The following is a 26110-nucleotide window of genomic DNA, read 5'->3' as shown; positions in this document are numbered from 1 at the left end:
GCATTGTAGATGGAGAACTCATAGCGCAGCTCCAGCGGCTTCCGCACCAGCCCCCGGACCCGGTAGGTTCCCGGTGCAACAGGCTGCCCGGGAATGTGATAAAGGCCATGCTCGGCGGCATCACGGTCCCTGCCCAGATCATCCATCCCATCCCACCATGCCGTATTTTCACCCGCAGGATAAGAGGTCTCCGCCACCAGGTTGCGCACGCGTTTGCCCTCCTGATCCTCAATCACCAGAGTCACCACGCCAGGCTCCTTCAGGTTGAATTTCACCGGGATTGGCGGAAATAACTTCTGATCCGGCGATTCCAGCACGGCGCTTATCAGATCGGCCGTCCCCAGCGGAGCCAGCGCCATCACTTCCGCCAGCCACACCCTCCGCCCATCCTTGGGCCGGGATTTCATGTGCGGATGCCCCTCTTGGGGTGACGACGTAAGCCGCAGGCGCACCGCCCGTGTCGAGATGGGCTGGTCGAACATCAGCCCACGTGGACTGAAAGGTAGCGGGTAGCCGCTGGAGAGACCAGCATAGGTCTTCACGGACTTCCATTGAGCAGCACCGGCCTCCCTCGGGTGCATGCCGGCATCTCCCACATACTGCTCCACCTCCGCAGTACCAAAGCCCGTGCCCAGAGTCTCCAACCCGGCGAGCTTCACCGCCTGCGGCCAGATCAGCGTCACCCACTCAGCCCTCTCGGGAGACACCACCTTTGCTGCGCCCTCCGTGCCGTTGTCCCAGGTCTTCCATTGTTCATCCTGGGAGTTGATCAGTTTGCCCGCGGCCTCTTCATGGCTGCTGGCAATCACCTGGGCTTGAGGAGCCACGTTGGCGTATCGCTCCTGTAGGATGATCACGCCTCCCAGCCATCCGGCATACTTGGGGTCAGAAGGTTGCGCATCGTGGGTGAAGCGCAGAACACTCGTTTTCGCCCCGGGTGGCAGAATCCAAGTGGCCAATTCGTCTTTTGTCACTTCCTCGCGACTTACCTTTGCCGTGGACAGCCGTTCCGCAGAGATCCACTCCCCTTCGCTCGTCGGTCTCCCTGGCGTGGCCACGCCCTCTTTGAGGACGCTCAGTTTTCCCCCTCCGCGCACGATCACAGTCCCCACCGGGGTCGGTGCTTTCAGCTGCACCAGCAGATGCCTGGCTCCAGGCACAGAAGATTCCCCGAAGGTCACCCCGCGAAAGTCCGGCTGCGTATTCTGGGTCCACAACACCGTTTTGGCCCCTCCTGCCACCGGGACCAAGGTCGCCCCTTCCCCCACATCGCGGATCAACAAAGAGTCCGCAGCGAGATCTTCGCTCCGGACGTGGGTCTGTGGGGTGCCCTCAGCGGAAACCGCGTGGACAAATGCCAGCGAGCCAACAAGGCCCAGGGACGCGGAAAAAAGGGAAGGAGGAAGCTTCATGCGGGAGGAAACGGATACGCGAGTCCTCCCGGATTGTTGCGGCCAGCATGCGTCCCGTTTTCCCTCGCGACCCCGGCCTACTCCGCCATGGCTCCCAAAAAGATTTCCGAGACCTTCCCCTTCTCAAAGTGGAACACCAGACCGCCATACACAGTTCCCGCCACGAAGATCTCCCCCTTTCGACTCGCCTCCTTGTCTTCCAGAGCCCCATAGGCTTTGCGAACCTCGGCTTCGCTGCTCCCAATGCGTAGCCCCTTCCGGGTTGCAAACGCCCCAGGTGCTTTTTGCGAGATGCACAGCACCTTCTTCGCCCCACCCTTTTTGACGGAGGCCATTTGCAGCGTCAGCCCCTGCACGGGGTACAGCCATTCCTGCACATGCTCCCCTATGGCCTCCCACTCCACATCCGCTCCTTTCTTCGCGGGTTTGCCCAGGACTTTGAGCACCGCTTGTTGAGGCATCTCCAGACGTATCTCATTTAGAGCCTCTTCCTTCATGAGAGCGAAACCCTTCTCCGCCAGTTCATCCCCCCTCAGCACGGTTGTCGGCAGCAGCATCAGCACCAGGGCCCACCACGCTAGAGCCAGACTTGAGAGACTCGTTTTCTTCATGGCACCACTCTACCAGCCAGACGGAATTCCGGCAATCTCCCACACTTTTTTCCAGGCTTGCCCATCGCTTTCCAACCTGCCAGAATGAAAGCCGCACCCCTTCACCCACCCCAGTTGAAGTTTCCCTCTCTATCGCCAGTGGACCGCCTGCGTCTCGATGCCCTGCGTGAGCGACTCGATGAACTTCGCCCGCGGAACATCGGCTACCCTTGCAATCAGGATTTCGATTTCGAGGATCTCTTCCCCTTCCTCGCCTACTCCATCAACAACGTCGGGGACCCGTTTGGCAGCTCCAACTACCGGCTCAACACCCAGGACTTTGAACGCGAGGTCGTCACAGAGTTTGCCCGCATGACCCACGCCCCGGAGAACGGTTGGTGGGGCTACGTCACCGCCGGCGGCACCGAGGGCAACATGTACGGCCTTTATGTCGCACGAGAGCTGCACCCGAAGAGCATCTGCTACTTCTCCGAGGACACGCATTACAGCGTGGCAAAAATCCTGCGGCTCCAGCATACGCGGAACATCATGCTCAAGAGCCAGCCCAACGGGGAAATGGACTATAGCGACCTGCGAGAAACACTCCGCATCCACCGCGACGTGCCGCCCATCATCTTTGCCAACATCGGCACCACTATGAAAGGAGCCGTGGACAATCTCCACAAGATCCGGGCCATCCTGGATGAACTGGCTATCACCAATGCCTATATTCATGCAGACGCCGCCCTCAGCGGCATGATCCTGCCCTTTGTGGCCGATCCCCAGCCCTGGGACTTCGCCGGTGGTGCGGACAGCATTTCCATCAGCGGCCACAAGTTCCTCGGCTCCCCCCTCCCCTGCGGAGTGGTCCTGGCGAGGAAACAACACGTTGAGCGTGTCGCCCGCTCCATCGAGTACGTTGGTGCCCTGGACACCACCATCGCCGGCTCCCGCAGCGCCATCACCCCCCTCTTCCTGTGGCACCGTTTGCGCACCCTTCGACCTGAGGGCATCAAGGACCTGGTGCATCGTTGCCTGGAGCTCTCCCAGTATGCGGTGGAGAAGCTCAACGCCTCAGGCATCCCGGCCTGGCGGCACAAGAATTCCGTCACCGTCGTCTTCCCGCGCCCACCCGCGTCCGTGATGTCCAAATGGATCATCGCTCCCATGAAAGACATCGGGCACATGATTGTCATGCCCCATGTCACCCAGGCCATCATCGATGAATTTGTGGCCGACTTTGCCTCCGCTCTCCGCCCCGCTCCGGTCGCCCCCGAGCCAGCCACCCTATGAAACAACTGACTGTCTTTGTCCCCAACGAAATCGGAGTCGCCGCCCGCCTCGCCTCAGCCCTCGCCGACCGGGGAGTGAACATCGAGGCCCTGGATATTGAGAGCATCGAGACCCATGGCATCGTCGTGCTTACCGTCGATCACTATGACGAGGCCCTCCGCGCCCTTCGTGACCACGGCTTCCAGGCCATTACCCAGGATACCCTCTTGATCTGCCTGGAAGACCGCCCCGGAGCCCTGGCCCGCATCGCCATGCGGCTGCGCGACGCCGGACTCGACCTCCGGTCCATGCACATTCTGCGCCGTGAGGAGGGCAGCACTTTCGCCAGCCTCGTCGCCTCGGACAACCGCAAGGCTGCGGAGATTCTGAAGGATGTGCTGGTGGTGGATCGCTAGGTCGATTGGGGGAACATCACTCCACTATGACTGCGTGGTTTCCCAGACTCCAGCATGCCGGCGAAACCCGCCCCTTTGGACCGATTGCTCAACTTGGCGGAATCCCAATGGGTCTTCCCAGTTCACGATGGCCATCTTGCCCGATTTGCGATGCACCCATGGCCTTGCTTGCGCAACTACAGCAGCACCTGCCTGTCATTGATCTCGGGGATGATCAGCGTCATCTGTTTCTCTTCCAGTGCACCAGCGACAACATCTGCCCTTCCTATGAATACGAATCTGGCGCTGGTCAGGCATTTGTCTGGCAAGTGAACAGTCGCATCGGCACGGCAACAACTCCCCCTGAAACCGCAGATGTGATAGTTCTTTGATTCCTTGATTGTCCACTTTTACGACGGTTGGAATTCATCTTGCCACTTCGTCCCACCCCATGAGACGATGGAAAAATGCTGAGATTGCGCCTGAATTCCTTGGTCGTCCTCCTTTCGTTCGTGGCGAAAGCAAGTGCCGCCGACATCACAGGCACGGTAATACTCGGCACGGGCAGTCCTGTTCAATCCGCCACGGTTCTCATTCAATCGGCCCGCATGCGCACGGGCGACTCGACGATGTGCCCCACCTGTTGGCGCGATTGTCAGCGCAGCGCCCGCACCAACGTTCAAGGGGAGTTCCGCATTTCAGGAGTGGCGGACGACCTTGTCTTCAATCTTCTGGCCCTTGCCGAGCATCACGCCCCGGCCGTGCTGCGCGGCGTGGATCCACTTAAAAATCCAGTCACTCTGTCACTGACCGCACGCGATCTTTCCCGCATCCCCCTCACCCATCAGATCCGGGGGCAGGTCCTGGATCCGTATGGAAAACCACTCGCTGGTGCGACGATCTCCCCCGCCTACTCCCGCTCAGAGGACGACGATCAGACCCTCACCAATGCCCACGGCCATTTCGTTCTCTGCTCCAGCAAGCCTTTCGAGAGAGCTCAGCTTAAGATCACAGCGCCCGGTCACGCCGGAACATGGATAAGTGTTGCCAAACGCTCCGAGAACGCCGCAGACATAACCATCACCCTGCAACGTGGTGCAACGGTCATCGGCAGGCTCCTATCAAACGGTAAGCCAATCGCCGGCGCAACCGTGGGAGCAGCTCAAAAGAACAGGAATGCCGGGCAATTCCTTGGTCCAATCAGCAGCACAACAGACGCAGATGGCAGATTCGCCATCCATGATGTGCGCGCCAATGATGACTGGGAGTTTTATGGCGAAATGGAAAGCGTGAAATCACTCGGCTTCATTCCCGCCCAGGCATTTCACTCTCCCGCCCCTGACGCCATCCATGATCTTGGCGATGTCCAGATAGAAAGAGCCCTCTCGCTGAGCGGTCGCCTGGTACGCCAGGACGGGAAGCCTTTTCCTCGCGGCACCCGGATTGGTCTCAGCCGCAGTAGGGCATGGGACGGACAATCACTTGATGTATCCCCCGATGGATCCTTCACTGCACACGGTCTCCCTTCGATTGAAGAGCTGACCCTGAGCTTGCCGCAGAACTTTTATGTTATTTCATCGCCGGACGGCTTCTCGAGCAACCCAACCTCAAATGGCCTGACTTTTCGGTTGAACGAAAGCCGCAGCGAACTTTCGGTCCCAATCACCTGGAAAGATCACAAGACAAAACAGCAGGACGATCTGATTGCGAGCGTCCACAAAGAGTTCTCCCCATTCCTGAAGGAAGCCAAATTGCCTGACCATCAAGCCGAAGCCCTCCTGAACATCCTTGTGGCACGGGCCTCCGAGATCCGGAATGCCGTCGCAACCAATCCTGGTGCTTATTTGCAAAGTCACTCCAACTCCCACAAAGTACACGCTCCGCGATTGCAGGCACTCCTCGGTCCCGCTTTGTATCACGCATTCGACAACTGGGAGTTGACCCAGGAGGGCCAGAGCTTTGGCGAGGCCATTGCAAAATATAGCGGCAAACAATGGATGACCTCGGAGGAAACCCACCATGTCTCGCTCGCCATGGGACGATTGCAACGTTGGTTGTTGGAGTTTCATGCGAACCGATCTCCATCAGCCACTCTGAGCCCTGATCAACTGGCCAGCATGGTCAAGTGGCTCCAGAGCGAATCATACGAAGCAACCGCCAATCTGGTCTCACCCGCCAAACACGAAACCCTCCGCAAGGCGATCCAGGCCCTGTATGAACAGGTCGTACAGGAGGCATCTGAGTAACGCAGCCACGAACGGCCTCTGCTGCGACACGAGAGGGAAACTTGTGGATGCATTCGTAAGAATGCGTGGCGGCGAGTGGTCGTGTGGGTGACTTGCTGGTATGGAGATCAACCGACGCCCTGACCGCGCTTTTACAATCGCAGCCACGAACGGCCACTGCGGCGGCATGAGAGGGAAGCTTGTGGATGCATTCGCAAGAATGCGTGGCGGCGAGTGGTCGTGTGGGTGACTTGCTGGTACAGGGAAGCAAGCGATGCACCTGCTCGCGAAGCCACCCTGGTGTCCCGCCCGCCTACGGTGGAATCACTATGGCTGTTTCTCGGCGGACAGGCATTTCCATCGCCCGATGAAGGCTGCTGCCTCCGCATGACTTCGCAGCCTGACAAACCGCACCTCTGCAAACTTCGGATCAGCCAGCATGGCCTCATACTTGGCGAGAACCTTCCCGTAGGTGGTCAGCGTCCACCAGATGATGGAGTCCCTGCTGAGGAACGTTCGTCGGAAAGTCTCCCGATTCCCCGTGCCCGGCCAGAGTTCCTCTTTGCTCCACACCCGGGTGACAGCCCGCTTGATGGCTTGCCACATCGTGGTGTGGAAGGGATAGTCCAGCCAGATGACCAAATCCACCTGCGCCCACTTGACCGGGATGGTTCGGGTGTAGTTGCCGTCCAGCACCCAAGTCGGCTCATCCACAGCCGCCTGCACCCGGGCAAGAAACTTCTGATCATCAGACTTGATCCAGTTCGCCCCCCAAAAGAGCCGGTCCATCTCGACATAGGGCAAATTCAACTGATCAGCAAGGCGCCGGGCGAAAGTAGATTTCCCACTGCCACTGGTACCGATCACATTGATCCGCCTCGGCGCGGACCCGTTCAAATCGGATGCAATGGTCGTGAGGTGAGTCTCCATCCTCATAAAGTGAGACCAAATAACACGGGACAGCACTTGCCGCATCCAGCTTTCCCCAGGCCAGATCCGGCCTGCCCGCTACCGCCGGTTGTACGCCACGCAATCCTCGTACTTGGCGAGCTTACCGCCAAAAATGTCCAGGGCGCTCCCAATGGTCACATCAACTCGCCCCCCACTGATCTCCTCAACACGCTTGAGGTCAGCCACACTTCTGGCACCACCTGCATAGGTCACCGGCTTTTCGCACCAGAGGCTGAGACATTGCACCAGGGATTCATCGATCCCTTCGCACTTGCCCTCCACATCCACGGCATGAATCAGGAACTCATCGCAGTAGGGAGCCAGACGGTCAAAGGCATCGCCATCAACGACGAGGTCCGTCATGGTCTGCCATCGATTCATCGCGACCACCCAGCCGTCCTGGGTGGCGCGGCAACTAAGATCCAGCACCAAGCGGGAAGCGCCGACCTCGTTCACCACCTGCTGCAATCGTGATTCGCTAAAGCGGGAGTTCTCGTCAAACACGTAGCTGGTCACGATCACATGACTTGCCCCAGCGGCCAAATACTTCGCCGCATTCTCAGGGCGAATGCCTCCGCCGACATGCAAACCACCCGGATACGCCTGGAGTGCGGAAAGTGCAGCCTCCTCGTTGCCTTTACCCAGCATGATCACATGGCCGCCGGTCAGACCATCTTCGCGATACTTTTCTGCGAACCAAGCGGCCGGCTTTTCACTGACAAAGTTCTCCTTCGGCGCCTCCCCCTCATCTTTGAGGGTGGAACCGACGATCTGCTTCACTTTGCCATCGTGAAGATCAATGCAGGGACGGAACCGGGTCATGACCTCAGGCGACCGTGCGGTTGAGCGGAGTGGTCAGGCGCGGATTCATGCGAGGCCGCGCTGTCAGCACCTCTGGCTCCCCATCGGTGATCAAGACCACGTGCTCATAGTGAGCGCTTGGCTTGTTGTCCATCGTCAGCACCGTCCAGCCGTCGCTCAAGATCTTCGTCTGCTCGGCACCCATGTTGATCATTGGCTCAATTGCCAACGTCATCCCGGTGCGCAAGCGAGGACGAGCGCCCTTCACGCCGTAGTTCGGCACCTGAGGTTCCTCGTGCAGTTTGCGTCCGACGCCATGCCCCACGAACTCCCGGACCACTGAAAATCCAAAACGCCGCACGTAGTTCTCAACGGAGTGACACAGGTCACCCAGCATCAAGCCGTCGCGCGCCCAGTCGATCGCCACTTCCAGGGCATCTTCCGTGGCAGAAAGCAGTTTCTGCACATCCGGTGCAATCGGAGGGACAGGCACCGTCAGGGCATTGTCCCCGACCCAGCCGTCCTTGATGATGCCGACATCAATCTTGACGATGTCTCCCGGCTTGATCGGAACATTGTTCCCGATCCCATGGACCACCACGTCATTCAGACCAATGCAGGCATAAGCTGGGAAAGGTCCACCCGCTCCTTTGTATTTGTAGAAGGCGCTGACCGCCCCTTGAGCTTTGATTTCAGCGGCGACGAACTTGTCCAACTCGGCAGTCGTCATGCCAGGCTCGACCAAGGCGGCCGTCTTTAGAAGAATGTCACGAGCCAGGCCACAAGCAGCGCGAATACCGTCCAGGGCCTTGCCATGACGGGTGGGAATACGATCAAACGAGAGTGCCATTGCAATGCGATGTCTATAAACAAATGCGCCCCGCAGAATCTGCGGGGCGCAATCAATTTGGCAAAAGTTATTTGCCGTGGAAGATCGCAAACGACACCCCGATCAGGGCGATGACGGCGATCACCGTCCAAAGCATCACCACCACCTTGGGGTTGGCAGCGATACCACCGGACTGGCCCGGACGGTCGAAACGGCCGCGAATCTTGCCCTTACGAAGGAAACCGTCGTAGTGGCGTTGCAGCAGGTGGGTTTCCACCTGGCGCATCATGTCAAGCACCACACCCACAAGGATCAGGATGCTCGTACCCCCGAAGAACTGGCTCACACGAGGATCAAGGTTAACCTGCTTTTGCAGCAGCATCGGGAACACATAGATCAGCGTCAGGAACAAGGCGCCAGCGAAGGTGAGGCGACTCATGGTGAAGTCCATGAAATCAGCCGTCGGCTTGCCAGGACGAACTCCGGGAATATAGCCACCGCTCTTCTTGAGGTCTTCGGCAATCTGGTTGGGCTGGAACATCGTCGCCACCCAGAAGTAGCTGAAGAAGAAGATCAGGGACGTGGAGATCACCACATACGGAGTGCCGCTGGTCAACCACTCTGCCCATTGGCGCACGCTGGCGACATCTGGGAAAAGGAAGCTGATGATCTGCGACGGGAAGAGCACGATTGCCTGGGCAAAGATGATGGGCATCACGCCTGCATAGTTCACCTTGAGCGGCATGTACTGGGTCTGCCCGCCATACACTTTACGGCCCACCACGCGCTTGGCGTACTGGATCGGTATGCGGCGCTGGGCTTGCGTAAGGGCAATGATGCCTGCGATCACAACGATGAGGAGAGTAATGAGCCCCAGCAATGTCAGCGCATCCATGGCACCGGCACCTTCGCGACCGATGTAGGTCTTCCAGACACGCACGAGGGCGCCCGGAAGTTCGGCCACGATGTTGATGCAGATCAGAAGTGACACACCGTTGCCGATGCCACGCTCAGTGATTTGCTCACCAAGCCACATGATGAACAAGCTGCCCGCCGTCATGGCAAACACAGCTGGAATCACAAAACTCCAGAATCCATAGTCAGGCACCAATGGGCCGTACTTGCCCATGATCTCCTCAAGACCGTGCAGGAAGATGTTTTGTCCCGGATTCTTGAGTGAAACAGCGAGCAGATAGCCCTGGAACACACAAAGACCAACCGTGGCAAATCGAGTCCACTGGTTGATCTTCTGGCGTCCACCGTCTTCACGGGAAAGCTTGCTGATGCTTGGTACGACCGCCGTAAGCAGCTGCATCATGATGCTGGCGCTGATGTAGGGCATGATCCCCAGGGCGAAGATGGCACACCGCTCCAGACCGCCACCGCTGAACACGTTCAACAAAGCCGCTGCAGCAGCAAAAGGAGAGGCAGAAGCCTCTGCCTTGCTGTCGATCCACGCCTGCAGCACGTGGGGGTTCACCCCGGGCAGTGTGATCGCATAGCCAATGCGCACAATGACGATCATTGCCAGTGTGTAGAGGATGCGCTGGCGCAGATCCGGTATTTTGAAGATGTTGACGAAAGCGGAGATCATGATGTGAGGTCGTGTCTTAAAATAGCAAGCGACTCAGGACAAAGCTGAGCCGCTCGCGAAGAACATTGATGTAACCTGGCCGCAAGGCAAGGTTTATGCGGTCAGAGTTACCGTACCGCCAGCCTTTTCAATCTTCTCTTTGGCGGAGGCACTGATCTTGTCCACCTGGACGGTCAGTTTGCGCTCTACAACGCCATCGCCAAGGATCTTTACCACGTCGCAACGGCGCTTCACCAGACCCACATCACGAAGGGATTGTTGGTTCACCACTGCGCCGTCATCGAAACGGCCATCAAGGTCACCCACATTGACCACTTCCGTGCTGTCACGGAACTGGGTGTTGTTGAAACCTTTCTTGGGAAGACGGCGGTGAAGGGGCATCTGGCCACCTTCAAAGCCAGGGCGGATCGCACCGCCGGAGCGGGCTTTCTGCCCCTTGTGTCCACGGCCTGAAGTCTTGCCGTGACCCGAGCTCTCACCGCAGCCAACACGCTTGCGGCGGTGCTTGGCCCCGGGCTGGGGTTTGAGGTTGTGCAGTCTCATAGTCTTAATCTAAGGGTATAGGTTGCCGGGCGGACCTTACAGAGCGGCTTTCTCAGCCACCTTTTTGCCGCGCATCTTGAGGATTTCATCAGGAAGGCGCAGAGCAGCAAGAGCCGCCAGGGTTGCCTTCACCACGTTGGCGTGGTTGCTGGAGCCGAAGGACTTCGCGAGGACGTCCTTGATGCCAGCCGCTTCACACACCGCACGCACACCGCCACCGGCGATGATGCCCGTACCAGGAGAGGCGGGCTTGAGCAGTACGCGACCACCGCCATGTTCACCCATCACTTCGTGAGGGATCGTGGCGTTGAGAATGTTGACCTTCACGAGATCCTTGCGGGAGGATTCCGTCGCCTTTTTGATTGCGTCGGAAACTTCATTGGCCTTGCCGAAGCCGAAGCCAACTTTGCCCTGGAGATCGCCAGCCACCACGAGGGCGCTGAAGCTGAAGCGACGACCACCCTTCACGACCTTGGCGCAGCGGTTGATGAAAACCACCTTCTCGGACATGTCGGAACGGGACTCGGATTCCTGACGCTGATTGCCGCCCCGGGGGTTCCTGTTAAACGTTGCCATAGTGTTGCGAGTGATGATTAGAACTGAAGACCCTTGGCGCGCGCGGCATCAGCCAGCGCTTTGACTTTGCCGTGAAAGAAGAAACCGCCGCGGTCGAACACCACACTCGTGATGTTCTTCTCAAGAGCGCGTTCAGCGATCGCTTCACCCACCTTGGTGGCGTTGGCCACGTTGGCAGCTTTGGAAGCAAGCGTCGCTTCGATCGTCGAAGCCGACACAATCGTCTTGCCCTCGTCATCATTGATGAGCTGGGCGTACACGCGTTGGTTGGAGAAATGAACCGCGAGACGGGGGCGCTCGGCCGTCCCCCGAAGGGTCTTGCGAATACGGGCATGAACGAGGCGCCGGATCGCTTTGCGTTTGATGGTAGCCATGATGTGTCTCTGCGAAATGGGTTACTTGACGCTCTTGCCTTCCTTGCGGCGGACGTGTTCGCCCACATAACGCACACCCTTGCCCTTGTAAGGCTCCGGCGGGTAGTAGCCGCGGACGTCAGCGGCGAACTGGCCGACGACCTGCTTGTCGATGCCTTCCACGCTGATCTTCGTGTTCTCATTCACCGTGACCTTGAGGCCCTGGGGAATGGGGTGAAGCAACGGGTGGGAATAGCCAAGGCTCAAGTCCAGATTGGAACCCTTGACGGCGGCACGGAAGCCCACGCCCTGGATTTCAAGGTCCTTCTTGAAGCCGGCGCTCACGCCGTGGACCATGTTGCTGATCAGACGCTGGGCAGTGCCATGGAGGGCACGCACGCGGCGGTCTTCAGAAGCGCGGGTCACAGCCAGAGACTGGCCGTCCTGTTGGAGAGTGATGCCTTCGGGAAGAACGTAGTCGAGCTTGCCCTTGGGGCCTTCGACGTGCACGTTGTTGCCAGCGATCTTGACGCTGACTTTGTCCGGAAGTGCGATGGGTTGTTTACCTACTCGTGACATGATTCAGTTCCTCCTCACTTACCAGACTTTGGCCAGCAGCTCGCCGCCGACATTTGCTTTGCGCGCTTTCGCGCCCGTCATCACACCCTTGGGTGTGGAGAGAATGGTGATACCCAAGCCACCCAGAACGCGGGGGACATCGTCCACACCCACATAGTGGCGCAGACCGGGCTTGCTCACACGCTTCACATCAGTGATGGCGGGAGTCTTGCCCTGGTACTTGAGTTTCACCTGGATCTGGGGCTTGCCGTCATTCGGCTGCACCTCGTAGGACCAGATGTAGCCTTCTTCCTGAAGGATACGGGCGACTTCCGCCTTGATCTTGGAGTACGGCGCGCTTGCACCTTCCTTGGCAGCGCGGCTCGCATTCTTGATGCGGGTGAGAAAGTCGGAAATGGGGTCGGTCAGAACGCTCATTTTATTGGCCTGGGTCTTGAAATAATTGATTAGGCAGCCGCCATTTCAGGGGTGTCCGCCTTGTTGCCGCCTTTTGCGCGGAAGGGCATGCCGAGGCAGCGAAGCAGCTCACGGGCATGGTCGTCATTGCTGGCGTCAGTCACAAAGGTGACGTCAAAACCCAGGGAGCGCTTGATCTTGTCGAGCTCGATCTCAGGGAAGATGGACTGGTCGGCGATGCCGAGAGTGTAGTTGCCGCGGCCGTCAAAAGCGCGGCCAGAGATCCCACGGAAGTCGCGAATACGAGGAATCGCGGTGCGCACCAAGCGCATCATGAAATCATACATCTTCACGCCGCGAAGGGTCACTTTGACCCCGATGGCTTCACCGGCGCGCAGCTTGAAGTTGGCGATCGCCTTCTTGCTGAAGGTCACGATCGGCTTCTGACCGGTGATCAGGACGATTTCCTTCACCGCGTCTTCGACTGCCTGTTTGCGGTCGGCTTCCTTGCCCACGCAGCAGTTGATGACAATCTTTTCAAGTTTCGGCACCTGATGAATGTTGGTAAGGCCGAGCTCATTGTGGAGATGCGCGATGACTTTGTCCTTGTATAGCGTTAACAATTCTGGCTGCATGATAATGACACCCTGGTTGGTTTCACACCCCGCGACCCCACAGTGAGGCCGCGAATACGGGGCTGGCAAATTGCCTGGTTATTTCTTCTTTTCAACAAGTTTCACATTCGAAATGTGAATTGGGCCTTCGCGCTCGATAATGCCGCCCTGGGGCTTGTCCTGAGAAGGACGGACAGCTTTCTTGATCATGCGCACGCCCTCGACGAGGACCTGATTCTTCTTGGCAACGACCTGAAGAACATTGCCCTGGGAACCCTTGTGGGCCCCGCTGGTGACCTCCACGAGGTCGCCTTTATTGACGTGTGTTTTGATTCTGCTCATAGCACTTCGGGTGCGAGGGAAACGATTTTCATGAAGTTGCGGTCGCGCAGTTCACGGGCCACTGGGCCAAAGATGCGGGTGCCGCGGGGGTTGTTGTCCTTGTCAATGATGACGATCGCGTTCTTGTCGAAGCGCAGGATCGAGCCATCATTGCGGCGGATCGGGGCGGCGGTGCGAACCACTACGGCCCGGACCACTTCACCCTTTTTCACCTGCGCGGTGGGGGTTGAGACACGGACGTGGGCGGTGATGATGTCCCCCACCCCGGCTGTGCGCTTGTTCTTCTTGCCGATGACGCCAATCATCTCGGCCATACGCGCGCCCGTATTGTCGGCGATCGCGATTTCGGATTCCATCTGCAACATAAGCTGATCCTCCTTGGGTTGGTAAAGTTACCTGATTCGATGGGAAAGCCCTGCCCGGCTTAGTGGGCCAGAACTTCGACCAGCTTCCAGCGCTTGAGCTTGCTCAGCGGACGGGTCTCCTCGATGCGCACTTTGTCGCCGACCTTGGCCGTGCCTTCTTCATCATGGGCATAGAACTTGGAGGTCATGCGGACGATCTTCTTGAACTGGGGGTGCGGCACGCGGCGCTCCACCTCCACCACGATCGTCTTCGACATCTTGTTGGACACAACCTCGCCCACGCGGGTCTTGCGGACTGGCGCCTTGGTTGCGGCGGTTTCGTTAGCGGTCACTTCGCTCATCTTTCAGGGTCTCCCTTTAATTTGGTTACTCCGCGGCTTTCTTCGCGGATTTTTTGGCAGGGGCCTTCTTGGCCGCCGCTTTCTTTGCTGCCTTGGGCTTTGCAGCCGGGGCGGCTTCCGTTGACTTTTTGCCAACGGTCAGGTTCAGACGGCGCTCAGACAGGATGGTCTCCATCCGAGCCACGTCGCGACGTGCCTGCTTGAGACGGGAGGGGTTCTCCAGCTGGCCGCTGGCCTGCTGGACACGCATGTTGAGCGCGTCCTGCTTGAGTTCACGGCGCTTTCCGCCGACTTCCTCGTTGGTCAATTCGCGAAGTTCTTTGATCTTCATATCGTCGCTTCCTGCGCTATCTCTAAATGGTCAACGGTTAGTGCATCGCCTGACGCGTTACAAAGCGCGTGCGAACCCCAAGTTTGTTTGCTGCCAGGCGGCAGGCGTCACGGGCAAGGGCCTCGCTCACACCAGCCACTTCGAAGAGCATCGTGCCAGGGTAAACCACTGCCACCCAGAACTCCGGTGCACCCTTACCTTTACCCATTCGGGTTTCTGGCGGACGCGCGGTCACTGGCTTGTGCGGGAAAATGCGGATGTACACGGAGCCTTTGCGCTTGAGGTGGCGGGTGATCGCCACACGGCAGGCTTCAATCTGCGTGTTCTTGATCCAGGCGCGCTCAAGGGTCTGAAGACCGAACTCGCCGTAGCTGACCTTGTTTCCTACGGTCGCATTCCCGGCGCGGCTTCCGCGGTGGGTCTTGCGATGCTTAACTCTGCTGGGCAACATTGCCATAACTTGATTCCTCCAAAAGGTTGCTGATCGTTACTCTTGTAAAGTCGGTCCGTGCAGGATTAAGCCTGCTCAGGGGCGGGAGCGGGAGCTGGGGCCGGTGCGGGAGCCGAATGGCGGTCGCCGCCACGGTCACCACCACCACCACGGCGGTCTCCACCGCCACCACCACGGCGGTCGCCGCCACGGTTATCGCGATCGCCACGCGGGCGGCGCTCACGGTCGTTGCGACGCTCGGCCTGGGGAGCGCCTTCCACTTCGGGCTTGCGGTTCAACCAGCACTTCACGCCGATGATGCCGTACACGGTACGAGCTTCGGTGAAACCATAGTCGATCGGGATACGAAGGCTCTGAAGAGGCACTTTACCCTGACGGTACTGCTCAGCACGGGCGATATCCGCACCACCTAGACGACCAGCGCAACGGATACGAATGCCGTCGGCACCCATGTCCATGGCGGTCTGCACCGCACGCTTCATAGCGCGACGGAAGGAGATACGGCGCTCAAGTTGAGTCGCCACCGTTTCAGCAACCAGCTGGGCATCCAGCTCAGGCTGCTTGATCTCGATGATGTCGATCTTGACTTGCTTGCCGCCGCACATCTTGGAGATCTCGACGCTCATCACTTCGATTTCCTGGCCTTTGCGACCAATCACCAGACCCGGACGGGCGGTGTGAAGTGTCACACGGACGAGGTTCCACGCGCGCTCAATCACGATCTTGGCGAGAGCGGCCGAGGACAGCTTGCCCTTAAGGTAGCTGCGAATTGCCAGGTCGGCGTGAAGGAAGTCGGCAAACTCTTTTTCCGGAGCGTACCACTTGGAGCGCCAGTCTTTGGTGACGGCGAGGCGGAAACCGATTGGATGAACTTTCTGACCCATAGCTTTGTGATTCGTTGGTGGTTCGGACGGGCGGTTACTTGGCCTCGGCCTTGGCGGCTTTCGCTGCCTTCGGCTTCTTCTCAGCCTCCGCTTCCTTGGCGGCCAGGATGAGAGTGATGTGGCTCATGCGCTTTTTGATGCCGCCGGCGGAACCGCGGGCGCGGGGCATGATTCGCTTCAGCACCGGACCCTTGGTGGCCGTGGCGCTTTTGACGAAAAGTTCATCCGCATCCATCTCGTGGTTGTTTTCAGCATTGGCCACTGCGGAACGCAGGGCTTTGCCAATGAGGAGGGCGGCTTTCTTCGGGGTGAAGTTCAACACGCTGAGTGCCTGAGAAACCGGCATCCCCTGAATGGCACGGGCCACTTCCCGGGCTTTCTGGTCGGAGATTCTCGCGTATTTGAGGACGGATTTTACTTCCATGACGTTGCTTCGTGTTAACCTTTCATTGCTTCCACCTTACCGGTGTCGCCGACTTTCACAGGCTCTGCTTTGTTGATCAGCTCTTGAACAACTGCGCCGCAGATACCGCTGCGGACATCCACCACCACGGCGCGGGCGATGGGTTTGTCCTGACGATAAAGAGAGAAGGGCATTCCAGGATGCACGCCGTGCCTGGAGCCCACGTTGAGAATGGCGATGCCCAGATCATCCTTCAAGCTCACCACTCGGGCGTTCTGAAGGTCGGCTACCGCAGTTTCGCCTTGATCCTTGAGGGAAGCGAGCGCGCGGTCAGCCGCGGCAAGTTTCTCAGTCAAGTTGGTCTTGGCTTCCGGAGCCAGATTCACATTCGAGCTGACAACGCCCGATGCTGCCTCTGACAGGCCGGTGAGGGCGCCCTGAAGCGCCCGTTTTTGTGTTTCGAGAAGTCGCAGATCACTCAGGGCGGTCAGCATCCGCTCACGAAGCACGGCATCCGTGGCGTCGAGTGCGGCGATTCCAAGCCCTTCCATCTGGACACGCAGCTTTTCATAAGCTTCGCGTACCTGCTGGCTTTCCCCGTTGGCAGCCGCAAGGCTCTCAGACAGAGAATTGATCTGATCTTTCGCCTTCGTCAGGCGTGCCTCCAGGTCGGCGACCTGGGTGGCAGAGACCTGAAGCGTGGCACGGGCCTCCCGGACTTCCAGAGCCTCTCTCGACTGCCCCGATGCCTGTCCAGCGCCCACCAACACCACCAGGAGTGGTGCGGCAGCGAGGTTCAGGATGGAGGCTCGAAACTTCATGAGGCGGCTGAAAGTCGGGATCGGAGAGGACCTGGAGTCGGACTGACGGATTACTTGGAAACCTTGGCGGTGTGCGCGCCGTGACCTTTGAAGGTACGGGTGGGTGAGAATTCACCCAGGCGGTGACCGACCATGTTTTCCGAGACATACACGCTCACGAAGTCCTTGCCGTTGTGCACCAGGAAGGTGTGACCAACAAAGTCAGGCGTGATCATGGAGCTGCGGGCCCAGGTCTTGATTGGGCGTTTGGCGCCGGTCTCATTGAGCTGGTCAATCTTCCAGAGGAGTTTCTGGTTGACGAAAGGTCCTTTTTTAAGTGAGCGTCCCATGGTAAGAGGAGGGCTGAATCAGTAAGTTTCTAAATTGCAGTTACTTGCCTTTGCGGCCCTGCACGATGAGACGGTTGGAGTATTTGCGCTTTTTGCGGGTCTTCTGACCCTTAGCGTGACCCCAGGGGCTGAGAAGGTGCTGGCGACCACCACCGGACTTGGAGCGACCTTCACCACCACCGTTCGGGTGGTCGATGGGGTTCATGCACATACCGCGAACGGTTGGGCGGACACCCTGCCAGCGTGTACGACCGGCTTTGCCGCTGACCACATTCATGTGTTCCACGTTGCCCACCTGACCGATGGTTGCAAAGCACACTGCAAGGATCTTGCGAATCTCACCGGAGGGAAGACGCACGAGGGCGAAGTCACCTTCACGGTTGGAGAGAATGGCTGCCTGGCCGGCGGAGCGGGCAATCTGGCCACCCTTGTTCGGGGTGATTTCGATGTTGTGAATCTGCGTACCAAGAGGGATCTTGCTCAAAGGGAGCGCGTTCCCCACTTCCGGGGCCGCTTTTTCACCAGCGACCACCTTGGCACCCACTTCGAGTTTGGCAGGAGCAAGGATATAGCTCTTCTGGCCGTCGGCGAATTGGATGAGGGCGATGCGGGCGGAGCGGTTCGGATCGTATTCGATGCCGACCACGGTGGCGGCGTCATCACGACGGGAGCGCTTGAAATCAATGAGCCGGTAGCGACGCTTGTGACCACCACCAATGTGGCGGCACGTGATGCGGCCGGTATTGTTGCGACCACCGCTCTTGCGGAGGGCCACCGTGAGATTCGGCTCCGGAGTGCTCTTGGTGATTTCCTCAAAACCAGGCCACTGCTTGTAGCGGTTCGAGGGCGTGTTGGGCTTGTAAGTAGTAAGAGCCATAACGCTGGGTCTGAAAATAGGTTGGCGGTTGCTCGGGCCGTCGGCTAGGCGAGTTCAATCTTCTCGCCGTCTTTGAGCCGGACGACGGCTTTCTTCCAGTGGTTGGTGCGGCCAAAGTCGGCGCGACGTTCGCGCTTCTTCTTGCCAGCGTAGTTCATCGTGCGGACGCCGACGACCGTTTTGCCAAAGATCTTCTCAACAGCCTGCTTGATCTCAAGCTTGTTGGCGCGGGGATCCACGTTGAAGACGTACTCGTTGAGAGTTTCGCCAAGAACGGTGGCCTTTTCGCTCAACCGGATGGTCTTGATAACTTGATAAAGGTCTTTCATGTTAGGCAGTCCTCCGGGCGATGGTTTCAAGGGCAGCGCCCGAGATGATGATCTTGTCGAACGCGAGCAGGTGCTCGGCATTCACGTCCGTGGCGGCCATCAGCTGCACGTTCTGGACGTTGCGACCGCTGCGGAATGTCAGTTCGTCAAAGCTGTCGGCGAGCACGAGCACCTTGCGGGCGTCGGTGAGGCCAGCGATGGCGGCGACAAAGCTCTTGGTCTTGCCATCGGCGACCTGGAAGTCGGCCGTGACCAGCACATCGCCGTCGTTGATGCGGGAGGTGAGCGCCGTGCGGAAGGCAAGCGTCTTCACCTGACGGGGGATTTTCTTGGAGTAGTCGCGGGGCTTGGGACCCCAGACCACGCCACCACCACTCCAGATCGGGGAGCGGGCGCTGCCCATACGAGCGCGGCCGGTGCCCTTCTGCTTCCAGAGCTTTTTGCCACTGCCGGCAACTTCATTGCGCGACTTCGTGGAGGCGTTACCCTGGCGGCGGTTGGCGCGGTAGGCGATGATAGTGTCATGCAACGCGTGGGCGCCCTTACGGCCCTCCACCACTTGCACATTGGCCTGCTTGGCCGCGTCGATCGTTAATACATTCGATGCCATGATGACTGCACTCCTTTCAAATTACTTCTTGGTCTGCTTCTTGATAGCAGGACGGACGATGACATAGCTGCCATTCGGTCCGGGAACGGCGCCCGCGATCAGGAGCACGCCATCTTCGGCACGGCTCTGGACCACTTTGAGATTTTGCGTCGTGCGACGGTCGAAACCATGACGACCGGGCATCTTCTGGTTTTTCCAGACGCGACCTGGTGTCAGACGGCAACCGATGGAACCTGTCCGGCGGTGCATCATGGAACCGTGCGAAGCGGGCTGGCCCTTGAAGTTGTAACGCTTCACAACGCCGGAGAAACCCTTGCCCTTGGTGGTGCCGATCACATCGACATACTCACCATCAGCAAACTTTTCTGCACCGAGGGCGGAACCGGCCTCAGGGGCCTCCCCTTCCGTGCGGAACTCGCGAACCACATACTTGGCGGTGGCATTGTGCTTCTTGAAGTGCTCGAGCTCCGGCTTGGAGCAGCGATTTTCCTTCTTGTCGCTATAGCCAACTTGCACGGCGGTGTAGCCGTCCTTGTCTGCGTTCTTGACCTGGACAACCTGGTTGCCGGCCACGTCGATCACCGTCACAGCGACGGCGCTGCCGTCCTTGAGGTAAACCTGGGTCATCCCCACTTTTTTGCCAATCAATCCGATGCTCATGGATGGTAATCCTCAGGTGTGACTTAGATGCGAATAGTGATGTCCACGCCGGACGGGAGGTTGAGCTTCTTGAGCTCGTCCACAGTGCGGGCGGTTGGGTCAACGATGTCCAGCAGGCGCTTGTGCGTGCGGATTTCGAAATGCTCGGACGACTTCTTGTCCACGTGCGGTGAGCGGTTCACGTTGAACTTCTCAATGCGCGTCGGAAGAGGGATAGGTCCCGCGACTTTGGCGCCGGTGCGCTTGGCGGTCTCGACGATCTCGGCCGTGGACTTGTCCAGGACGCGATAGTCGTAGGCGCGCAGGCGGATTCTGATGCGTTGGCTTTGCATGATGGGTACTCCCGCTGGTTGAAATATTGGTTGTTAATTAGGCCTTCTTGCCACCGCGCTGCTCAACGATCTGGTCCACGATCTGTTGCGGCACCTGGTCGAAATGGGACGGCTGCATCGAGTAGGATGCGCGGCCGCTGGAGAGCGTGCGGATCGTCGTGCTGTAGCCGAACATTTCAGCCAGGGGCACTTCGGCCTTCACGATGCTCATGTTGTTGCGGCTGTCGATCGCGGTGATACGACCGCGGCGGCGGTTGATGTCACCCATGATATCACCCTGATACTCCTCAGGAGTGGTGGCCTCGACTGCCATGATGGGCTCCATCATGATACACTTGGCCTTCTTGAGAGCGTCTTTGACTGCGAAGATGGCCGCCATTTTGAAGGCGTTTTCGTTGGAGTCCACTTCGTGGCTGGATCCGTCCAGGATGTCCACGTGAATGTCCACCACTTCGTAGCCAGCGATGATGCCATTATGCATGGCTTCGTTCACGCCAGACTTACAAGCATTGATATATTCCTTCGGAATCGTACCGCCGACCACCTTGTTTTCCACCGTGATGCCCTTGCCGCGCTCGGAAGGGAACACCTTGAGGATCACGTGACCGTACTGGCCACGACCACCGGACTGCTTGACGAGTTTGCCTTCGCCGTCGGCTTCCTTGGTGAGAGTTTCGCGGTAAGCGATCTGAGGAGCGCCAGCGTTGGTGTCCACCTTGAACTCGCGCAGCATACGGTCGCGCAGAATTTCGAGGTGAAGCTCGCCCATGCCTGCGATGATCGTCTGGCCGGTTTCTTCGTCCGTACGAACCACGAAAGTCGGATCTTCGTCGGAGAGGCGCTGGAGGGCCATGGCCATCTTCTCCTGGTCGCCTTTGGCCTTGGGTTCCACGGCCATGGAAATAACTGGCTCGGGGAACGACGGGGGCTCAAGCAGAATGTCGTAATCGTCTTCGGCGAGGGTGTCGCCCGTGGTGACGTTTTTGATGCCGACCATGGCGGCGATGTCACCGGAGTAGCAGCAGTCGATGTCCTTGTGCTGGTTGGCTTGAATCTGGATCAAGCGGCCCACGCGTTCCGTCTTGCGGGTGCGGGGATTGTAAACGACATCGCCTTTTTTGACGCAACCGGAGTACACTCGGAAGAACACCAACTTACCGACGAATTTGTCGCTCCAGAGTTTGAAAGCAAGGGAGACAAACTTCTCACCATCGTCCGGGCGGGCTTCAATTTTGACTGCGTCTTCGTCAGCGCTCTGACCCTGGGCGGCCGGGATGTCGAGCGGGCCGGGAAGATAATCAACCACCGCATCAACAAGGTACTGAACACCTTTGTTTTTGAAGGCGGAACCACCAGCCATCGGGATGATCTTGAGCCCGATGACGGCGCGACGGAGAGCCTGCTTCACGTCTGTGACGCTGATCGGCTTCTCTTCGAGGAACATCGTGCCGATTTCATCGTCCACGTTGCAAAGCTCTTCGACGAGTTCGTCGTAAGCCTGGTTGGCAAGGTCTACCTGATCACCTTCAAGTTCGCGAACTTCATAGGTGGAGCCGAACTTGTCATCGTCAGAGAAGATAACGGCCTTCTTGTTCACCACGTCGATCTGGCCGCGAAGGTTGTCTTCAGCGCCAATCGGGATCAGGATCGGCCAGGCATTTGCACCCAGCTTGGTTCGCACGTCTTCCACCACACGCTGGAAGTTGGCACCGGTACGGTCCATCTTGTTCACGAAGGCGATGCGGGGCACACCGTACTTCTCAGCCTGACGATAAACCGTCTCGGACTGGGGCTGCACACCGGCCACGCCGCAAAGCACGAAGATCGCACCGTCAAGAACGCGCAGGGAGCGCTCCACCTCAGCCGTGAAGTCCACGTGGCCGGGGGTGTCGATGATGTTGATGCGGATGTCCTGATTCTCGTACAGCTTGACCGTGTCCTTGCCGGGGAGCTGCTTCCACTTGGTGGTCACAGCGGCGGAGGTGATCGTAATGCCGCGCTCTTTCTCCTGTTCCATCCAGTCCGTGGTGGCTGCACCGTCGTGCACCTCACCGATCTTGTGGATCATCCCGGTGTAGAACAAGATACGCTCGGTCAGCGTGGTCTTGCCGGCATCGATGTGGGCGCAGATGCCGATGTTGCGGGTCCGCTCAAGCGGGTACTCGCGGTTGGGGGAATTCGGTTGGGCGGACATGAGTCAAAGATCAGGTGAGGAGGACGAACGACGTACAGGGGAAACAACAAGACCGACTACCAGCGGAAGTGGGCGAAGGCGCGGTTGGCCTGAGCCTGCTTGTGCACGTCATCACGCTTGCGGATGGCGTTGCCCTGGTTGGTGGAGGCATCACGAAGCTCGTTGGCGAGCGCACGGTGCATCGGAGTGCCTTTGCGAGAGCGTGCGAAGTTGACGATCCAGCGGAGCGCCATGGCTTCGGAGCGGGCCGGGGCCACTTCAAGGGGCACCTGGTAGGTCGCACCACCCACGCGGCGGGCTTTCACTTCCACACGAGGCTTGGCGTTCTCAATCGCACGGGTCACCAGCTCAAGCGGGTCCACTGCGTCGCTGTTCTCATTCAGGGCGTCGATCGCGGCATACACAATGCGCTCGGCGAGGGACTTCTTGCCACCCACCATGATTTTGCTGATGAGGTGAGCGACCAACTCGCTGTCATAGCGGGAGTCTTTGCTGACCGGCTTGTCGAAAACGCGTTTTCTGCGGGACATGGTAATTTAGCTGCTAAAGATTAAAAAGGCAGAGAAAAAGGACGGGCTTACTTCTTGCCCTTGGTGGCGGCAGCGGCTGCACCCGGCTTCGGACGCTTTGCACCGTACTTCGAACGACCACGGCGGCGCTTGTCCACCCCAAGGCAGTCCAGCGTACCGCGAACGATGTGGTAACGGACACCAGGCAAATCCTTTACTCGGCCGCCGCGAACGAGGACGATGGAGTGCTCCTGGAGGTTGTGCCCTTCGCCGCCGATGTAGGCGATGACCTCAAATCCGTTGGTCAAGCGCACTTTGGCAACCTTACGCAAAGCCGAGTTCGGCTTCTTGGGCGTTCTGGTCATCACCTGCAGACATACACCACGACGCTGGGGGCAGTTCGCAAGCGCGGGTGACTTTGATTTGACCGCTTTATCCTTGCGGCCATGTCTCACGAGTTGGTTGATGGTGGGCATACGATGTCAAAGAAGTTTTCACGTTCGCCATCAGTCGCGATACGGAAAGACACGTCACCCTTGTATTGTGCGCATCTTATCCGGAGCAGCTTCCGATAGGAAGACCCGCCGAAGCGGGCCTTGAAACCGTCCCGCGGTTGGCGGGACTAGGATTGTGGGAGCGCAGATGCTACAGAGGTTTCAAAAACACGCAACCTCTTTTTTCGAGTTTTCTCCCCTTTGAGTTCGATATCGGCATCTTTTTTCTGGTTTGAGAACGCTTATTTGCCCTTGCAGCCCGTACCATCCCCCATCAGCCTAGCTTTGTCAGTTTTTTCGCTCCCTTCACCCACAACCTTTATCAGTTCCCAGCACGTGAAGCTGCTTTCCATCGGTTACTCCGCTCTCGCCTTCCTCGCCTGTGCTGGCCTCAGCCTCGCCCAGACGGCTGGGGAATTGATCACCCAAGGCGTTGATGCTCAACGCAAGGGTAATCCAGATCTCGCGATCACCCATTACACTTCCGCCCTTGCCAAAGGTCTGGATTCCCGGTTCGAAGCGATCGTTCTGCAGAATCGCGCTCTCGCCTGGGTGGAGAAGCTCTCCTGGCAGAAGGCCATCGCGGATGCAGACGCCGCATTGAAGCTCAATCCCAGCTCCGCCACTGCTTATGCCGTTCGCGCTGAGGCACGAAAAGGTCTGCGCGAGAATGATCGGGCCATTCTCGACTACAGCGAAGCCATCAAGCTTGAGCCCGGCGACCCCATTTATCTGAACAACCGCGGAAATCTCTTCGACGGACAACAAAAATGGGACCTCGCTCTTCAAGATTTCGACAACGCCATCAAGATTCAGCCCCGTTATGCCCACGCTTTGGCTGGCCGGGGCGAGGCCCGTCGGAATCTTGGCCAGTACGAGAAGGCCCTGGAAGACTTCAATGCCTCCATCGAGCTGGACGCCAAGAACCCAGGCGCCTACAACAATCGGGGACTGACGAAGGCCAGCCTCGGCAAACGCGAGGAGGCCCAGGCCGACTTCAACAAGGCCATCGATCTCCTGCCAAATTTCGCCTCTGCCTACAACAATCGCGGTTTCAACTATGCGAACCTGGGCCGCACCAAGGACGCTCAAACGGACTACAATCAGGCCCTCAAGATCGACCCCGCCTACACCCCTGCCCTCAACAACCGCGCCATGCTGCGCGTGGCAGAAGGTTCCCTGAAGGACGCCATCGCCGACTTTTCAGAGATCATCCGTCTGCGCCCAGACAACGTTCCCGCCTACAACAACCGCGCAGCCGCATATGACAAGGCAGGCCAGCCGGAAAAGGCCCTCACCGATCTGGACGCAGCCATCAAGCTGGCCCCCAAAGACGGGCAGACTCACAAAAACCTGGCCATCGCCTACGTCAACCGGGGCCGATGGGACGAAGCGCTCACAGAGTTCACCACGGCATCCACTCTCCTTCCCGAAGATGTGGAAACCTGGAACTGGTTGGGACGCCTGCTGGGGTCCCATCCCAAAGGCGAACTCAGAGATGGAGCCAAGGCCGTCCAGGTAGCGACCAAAGCCTGCGAGTTGAGCGGCTGGAAGAACGCAGACTGCATCGACACGCTGGGAGCCGCGCATGCAGAGGCAGGCGATTTTGAGAACGCCAAGAAGTACGCCCAACAGGCGCTCGCTGATCCCAATGTGCCTGCCCCCACCCGCCAGAGGATGGAGCGCCGCCTGAGCCTGTATCAACAGGAATTGCCCTACCACATCCCCGCGATCCCACGGTAGGCGGTCTTCCGGCCCCTCTATCAGACTCGCACCCAGTCAAAAAAGCCGAGCTTCTCCAGCTCTGTCCTCAACGTCTGTTGTTGGGCAGCCCCCAGATTCGCGTTCGGGAGCCGGGCAGGACCCACATCGACACCGAGAAAGCCCATCGCGGCTTTCGCTGCGGCCATGTACCCCAGGCCAGCGAAGAGCTGAATCAATTGCACACCGCGAAACTGCTCAAGACGAGCCGCTTCCCAATCCCCTGCCTGAAAGGCACTGATCATCCGGAGATAGATCGGCGCAGCAAAGTTGAACCCACTTCCCACCGCTCCCTTGGCTCCCATCGCCAGAGCACCAAGCATGTGCTCATCCACGCCAAAAGGCAGATCCCACGTCCCCTCCCCTGCCCGAAGACAGGACTGGTAGGCCATGAGATCCGGATTGGTGAACTTCAAGCCCGCCAGCGTCGGAATGCGCTCAGGCGCCTGATTGAGAAACTCCGCCATCGGGAACGACACCCCGGTCATCGAAGGGATATCGTAGTAATAAAACGGGGTCGCTGGTGCCGCAGCGGCAATCTCTGCGCAGCAGGCGATCAACACCTCCAGAGAGCGCGGCTTGAAGTAGCAGGGAGCGAGCGCAGATATCGCCACCGCCCCCAGCGTCTCCGCCTGAGCAGCCAGTTCACGGGCATCAGCGATGCAGTTGGTTCCCACGTGTACTACCAGCTTGAGCGGCGTGCCCTTCGCGACTTCGCTCCAGCGCTGGGCCAGAGCCCGCCGCTCATCCAAGGTCAGGGAGCTGTTTTCCCCCGTCGTGCCACCGAGAAACACCGTGCCCACGCCAGTGCGGAGATAGTGGGCCGCCTGCTGCTCCACGGCTCCCCGGTTCAGGCTGCCATCCGGGTGAAACGGGGTGTGGCTGGCTACCACCAGGCCATGAAGAGGATGCGACGGTGTCATTTGGGTGCGATTTGAGTCTGAAAC

General features: G+C 58.8%; 33 protein-coding genes and 2 pseudogenes. 5 read left to right on the top strand and 30 right to left on the bottom strand.

What is annotated here, in order from left to right; all coding sequences use genetic code 11:
• Nucleotides 1-1412: pseudogene (locus BV034_RS11175) on the bottom strand (hypothetical protein); the annotation flags it as partial.
• A 77-nt stretch (nucleotides 1413-1489) separates the two neighbouring features.
• A complete protein-coding gene (locus BV034_RS11170; protein ID WP_050026997.1) occupies nucleotides 1490-2023 on the bottom strand; it encodes a hypothetical protein in 534 nt (177 codons plus the stop codon).
• 84 nt (nucleotides 2024-2107) lie between these two features.
• Between BV034_RS11170 and BV034_RS11165 the strand changes: the two genes are divergently transcribed.
• The 4 genes from BV034_RS11165 to BV034_RS11150 all read left to right on the top strand — a co-directional run bounded on the left by BV034_RS11165 (nucleotide 2108) and on the right by BV034_RS11150 (nucleotide 5915).
• A complete protein-coding gene (locus tag BV034_RS11165; RefSeq protein WP_050026995.1) occupies nucleotides 2108-3295 on the top strand; it encodes a histidine decarboxylase in 1188 nt (395 codons plus the stop codon).
• Nucleotides 3292-3690 carry an ACT domain-containing protein gene (locus BV034_RS11160; RefSeq protein ID WP_038170809.1) on the top strand — a complete coding sequence of 133 codons (399 nt, stop codon included), beginning with the start codon at nucleotides 3292-3294 and terminating at the stop codon, nucleotides 3688-3690. Before BV034_RS11165 ends, BV034_RS11160 begins: the two co-directional genes overlap by 4 nt.
• A gap of 158 nt (nucleotides 3691-3848) precedes the next feature.
• Nucleotides 3849-4061: a hypothetical protein gene (locus tag BV034_RS11155; RefSeq protein ID WP_050026993.1), complete on the top strand. Its 213-nt coding sequence runs from the start codon at nucleotides 3849-3851 to the stop codon at nucleotides 4059-4061.
• A gap of 75 nt (nucleotides 4062-4136) precedes the next feature.
• A complete protein-coding gene (locus BV034_RS11150; protein WP_050026991.1) occupies nucleotides 4137-5915 on the top strand; it encodes a carboxypeptidase regulatory-like domain-containing protein in 1779 nt (592 codons plus the stop codon).
• 306 nt (nucleotides 5916-6221) lie between these two features.
• Here the strand turns inward: BV034_RS11150 and BV034_RS11145 are convergent, their stop codons facing one another.
• From BV034_RS11145 to rpsL, 27 genes and pseudogenes are all read right to left on the bottom strand, one after another.
• Entirely contained in the window at nucleotides 6222-6830 is a 609-nt protein-coding gene (locus tag BV034_RS11145) for a shikimate kinase (RefSeq protein WP_063768746.1), read from the bottom strand.
• Nucleotides 6831-6902: 72 nt separating this feature from the next.
• Complete coding sequence (hisA, locus tag BV034_RS11140; RefSeq protein ID WP_050026988.1) at nucleotides 6903-7667, bottom strand: phosphoribosylformimino-5-aminoimidazole carboxamide ribotide isomerase; 765 nt, start codon at nucleotides 7665-7667, stop codon at nucleotides 6903-6905.
• A 4-nt stretch (nucleotides 7668-7671) separates the two neighbouring features.
• On the bottom strand, nucleotides 7672-8496 hold the full coding sequence (gene map, locus BV034_RS11135) for a type I methionyl aminopeptidase (RefSeq protein WP_050026986.1): 825 nt from the start codon (nucleotides 8494-8496) through the stop codon (nucleotides 7672-7674).
• 67 nt (nucleotides 8497-8563) lie between these two features.
• Nucleotides 8564-10069: a preprotein translocase subunit SecY gene (gene secY, locus BV034_RS11130; RefSeq protein ID WP_050026984.1), complete on the bottom strand. Its 1506-nt coding sequence runs from the start codon at nucleotides 10067-10069 to the stop codon at nucleotides 8564-8566.
• A 93-nt stretch (nucleotides 10070-10162) separates the two neighbouring features.
• The gene (rplO, locus tag BV034_RS11125) at nucleotides 10163-10612 is read right to left on the bottom strand and encodes a 50S ribosomal protein L15 (protein ID WP_050026983.1); all 450 of its coding nucleotides are present in this window, start codon (nucleotides 10610-10612) and stop codon (nucleotides 10163-10165) included.
• A 36-nt stretch (nucleotides 10613-10648) separates the two neighbouring features.
• A complete protein-coding gene (gene rpsE, locus BV034_RS11120) occupies nucleotides 10649-11122 on the bottom strand; it encodes a 30S ribosomal protein S5 (protein WP_332306731.1) in 474 nt (157 codons plus the stop codon).
• 83 nt (nucleotides 11123-11205) lie between these two features.
• Nucleotides 11206-11562 (bottom strand): 50S ribosomal protein L18, encoded by a 357-nt coding sequence (rplR, locus tag BV034_RS11115; protein ID WP_038170821.1) that lies wholly within the window; start codon nucleotides 11560-11562, stop codon nucleotides 11206-11208.
• Between the two features lie 21 nt (nucleotides 11563-11583).
• On the bottom strand, nucleotides 11584-12120 hold the full coding sequence (gene rplF / locus BV034_RS11110; RefSeq protein WP_050026979.1) for a 50S ribosomal protein L6: 537 nt from the start codon (nucleotides 12118-12120) through the stop codon (nucleotides 11584-11586).
• Between the two features lie 18 nt (nucleotides 12121-12138).
• The gene (gene rpsH, locus BV034_RS11105; protein ID WP_009963518.1) at nucleotides 12139-12537 is read right to left on the bottom strand and encodes a 30S ribosomal protein S8; all 399 of its coding nucleotides are present in this window, start codon (nucleotides 12535-12537) and stop codon (nucleotides 12139-12141) included.
• A gap of 29 nt (nucleotides 12538-12566) precedes the next feature.
• Nucleotides 12567-13139 (bottom strand): 50S ribosomal protein L5, encoded by a 573-nt coding sequence (rplE, locus tag BV034_RS11100; RefSeq protein WP_343123289.1) that lies wholly within the window; start codon nucleotides 13137-13139, stop codon nucleotides 12567-12569.
• A gap of 90 nt (nucleotides 13140-13229) precedes the next feature.
• Nucleotides 13230-13472 carry a 50S ribosomal protein L24 gene (gene rplX / locus BV034_RS11095; RefSeq protein WP_009963521.1) on the bottom strand — a complete coding sequence of 81 codons (243 nt, stop codon included), beginning with the start codon at nucleotides 13470-13472 and terminating at the stop codon, nucleotides 13230-13232.
• Nucleotides 13469-13837, bottom strand: coding sequence for a 50S ribosomal protein L14 (rplN, locus tag BV034_RS11090; RefSeq protein ID WP_029190677.1), 369 nt, complete (start codon nucleotides 13835-13837; stop codon nucleotides 13469-13471). Before rplN ends, rplX begins: the two co-directional genes overlap by 4 nt.
• 59 nt (nucleotides 13838-13896) lie before the next feature.
• Entirely contained in the window at nucleotides 13897-14178 is a 282-nt protein-coding gene (rpsQ, locus tag BV034_RS11085; RefSeq protein WP_009963524.1) for a 30S ribosomal protein S17, read from the bottom strand.
• Between the two features lie 139 nt (nucleotides 14179-14317).
• Nucleotides 14318-14509, bottom strand: a pseudogene (rpmC, locus tag BV034_RS35940) (50S ribosomal protein L29); the annotation flags it as partial.
• A gap of 37 nt (nucleotides 14510-14546) precedes the next feature.
• The gene (rplP, locus tag BV034_RS11075) at nucleotides 14547-14966 is read right to left on the bottom strand and encodes a 50S ribosomal protein L16 (RefSeq protein ID WP_029190678.1); all 420 of its coding nucleotides are present in this window, start codon (nucleotides 14964-14966) and stop codon (nucleotides 14547-14549) included.
• Nucleotides 14967-15025: 59 nt separating this feature from the next.
• On the bottom strand, nucleotides 15026-15844 hold the full coding sequence (rpsC, locus tag BV034_RS11070; RefSeq protein ID WP_050026974.1) for a 30S ribosomal protein S3: 819 nt from the start codon (nucleotides 15842-15844) through the stop codon (nucleotides 15026-15028).
• Nucleotides 15845-15878: 34 nt separating this feature from the next.
• The gene (rplV, locus tag BV034_RS11065; RefSeq protein ID WP_009963531.1) at nucleotides 15879-16268 is read right to left on the bottom strand and encodes a 50S ribosomal protein L22; all 390 of its coding nucleotides are present in this window, start codon (nucleotides 16266-16268) and stop codon (nucleotides 15879-15881) included.
• Between the two features lie 14 nt (nucleotides 16269-16282).
• On the bottom strand, nucleotides 16283-17068 hold the full coding sequence (locus tag BV034_RS11060) for a hypothetical protein (RefSeq protein ID WP_050026972.1): 786 nt from the start codon (nucleotides 17066-17068) through the stop codon (nucleotides 16283-16285).
• 50 nt (nucleotides 17069-17118) lie between these two features.
• Nucleotides 17119-17397 (bottom strand): 30S ribosomal protein S19, encoded by a 279-nt coding sequence (gene rpsS / locus BV034_RS11055; RefSeq protein WP_009963533.1) that lies wholly within the window; start codon nucleotides 17395-17397, stop codon nucleotides 17119-17121.
• Nucleotides 17398-17437: 40 nt separating this feature from the next.
• On the bottom strand, nucleotides 17438-18274 hold the full coding sequence (rplB, locus tag BV034_RS11050) for a 50S ribosomal protein L2 (protein WP_050026970.1): 837 nt from the start codon (nucleotides 18272-18274) through the stop codon (nucleotides 17438-17440).
• Nucleotides 18275-18318: 44 nt separating this feature from the next.
• Complete coding sequence (rplW, locus tag BV034_RS11045) at nucleotides 18319-18603, bottom strand: 50S ribosomal protein L23 (RefSeq protein ID WP_009963536.1); 285 nt, start codon at nucleotides 18601-18603, stop codon at nucleotides 18319-18321.
• 1 nt (nucleotide 18604) lies between these two features.
• Nucleotides 18605-19213, bottom strand: a complete 609-nt coding sequence (rplD, locus tag BV034_RS11040; protein ID WP_050026969.1) for a 50S ribosomal protein L4 — start codon at nucleotides 19211-19213, stop codon at nucleotides 18605-18607.
• 21 nt (nucleotides 19214-19234) lie between these two features.
• A complete protein-coding gene (gene rplC, locus BV034_RS11035; protein WP_050026967.1) occupies nucleotides 19235-19873 on the bottom strand; it encodes a 50S ribosomal protein L3 in 639 nt (212 codons plus the stop codon).
• A 23-nt stretch (nucleotides 19874-19896) separates the two neighbouring features.
• Nucleotides 19897-20205 carry a 30S ribosomal protein S10 gene (gene rpsJ, locus BV034_RS11030; protein ID WP_009963539.1) on the bottom strand — a complete coding sequence of 103 codons (309 nt, stop codon included), beginning with the start codon at nucleotides 20203-20205 and terminating at the stop codon, nucleotides 19897-19899.
• 37 nt (nucleotides 20206-20242) lie between these two features.
• Nucleotides 20243-22399 (bottom strand): elongation factor G, encoded by a 2157-nt coding sequence (gene fusA, locus BV034_RS11025; RefSeq protein WP_050026965.1) that lies wholly within the window; start codon nucleotides 22397-22399, stop codon nucleotides 20243-20245.
• A gap of 56 nt (nucleotides 22400-22455) precedes the next feature.
• Nucleotides 22456-22929 carry a 30S ribosomal protein S7 gene (gene rpsG, locus BV034_RS11020; RefSeq protein ID WP_009963541.1) on the bottom strand — a complete coding sequence of 158 codons (474 nt, stop codon included), beginning with the start codon at nucleotides 22927-22929 and terminating at the stop codon, nucleotides 22456-22458.
• Between the two features lie 47 nt (nucleotides 22930-22976).
• A complete protein-coding gene (rpsL, locus tag BV034_RS11015) occupies nucleotides 22977-23384 on the bottom strand; it encodes a 30S ribosomal protein S12 (RefSeq protein WP_050026963.1) in 408 nt (135 codons plus the stop codon).
• Nucleotides 23385-23738: 354 nt separating this feature from the next.
• Between rpsL and BV034_RS11010 the strand changes: the two genes are divergently transcribed.
• Entirely contained in the window at nucleotides 23739-25145 is a 1407-nt protein-coding gene (locus BV034_RS11010) for a tetratricopeptide repeat protein (protein WP_050026961.1), read from the top strand.
• 20 nt (nucleotides 25146-25165) lie between these two features.
• Here BV034_RS11010 and BV034_RS11005 read toward each other — a convergent pair whose 3' ends face one another.
• Nucleotides 25166-26086: a dihydrodipicolinate synthase family protein gene (locus tag BV034_RS11005; RefSeq protein WP_050026959.1), complete on the bottom strand. Its 921-nt coding sequence runs from the start codon at nucleotides 26084-26086 to the stop codon at nucleotides 25166-25168.
• Nucleotides 26087-26110 lie beyond the last annotated feature (24 nt).

Source organism: Verrucomicrobium sp. BvORR034, assembly GCF_000739635.1.
Taxonomy (GTDB): domain Bacteria; phylum Verrucomicrobiota; class Verrucomicrobiia; order Verrucomicrobiales; family Verrucomicrobiaceae; genus Verrucomicrobium.
The sequence above is the reverse complement of the archived record's forward strand: the minus strand, read 5'-3'. Positions and strand labels throughout refer to the sequence as shown.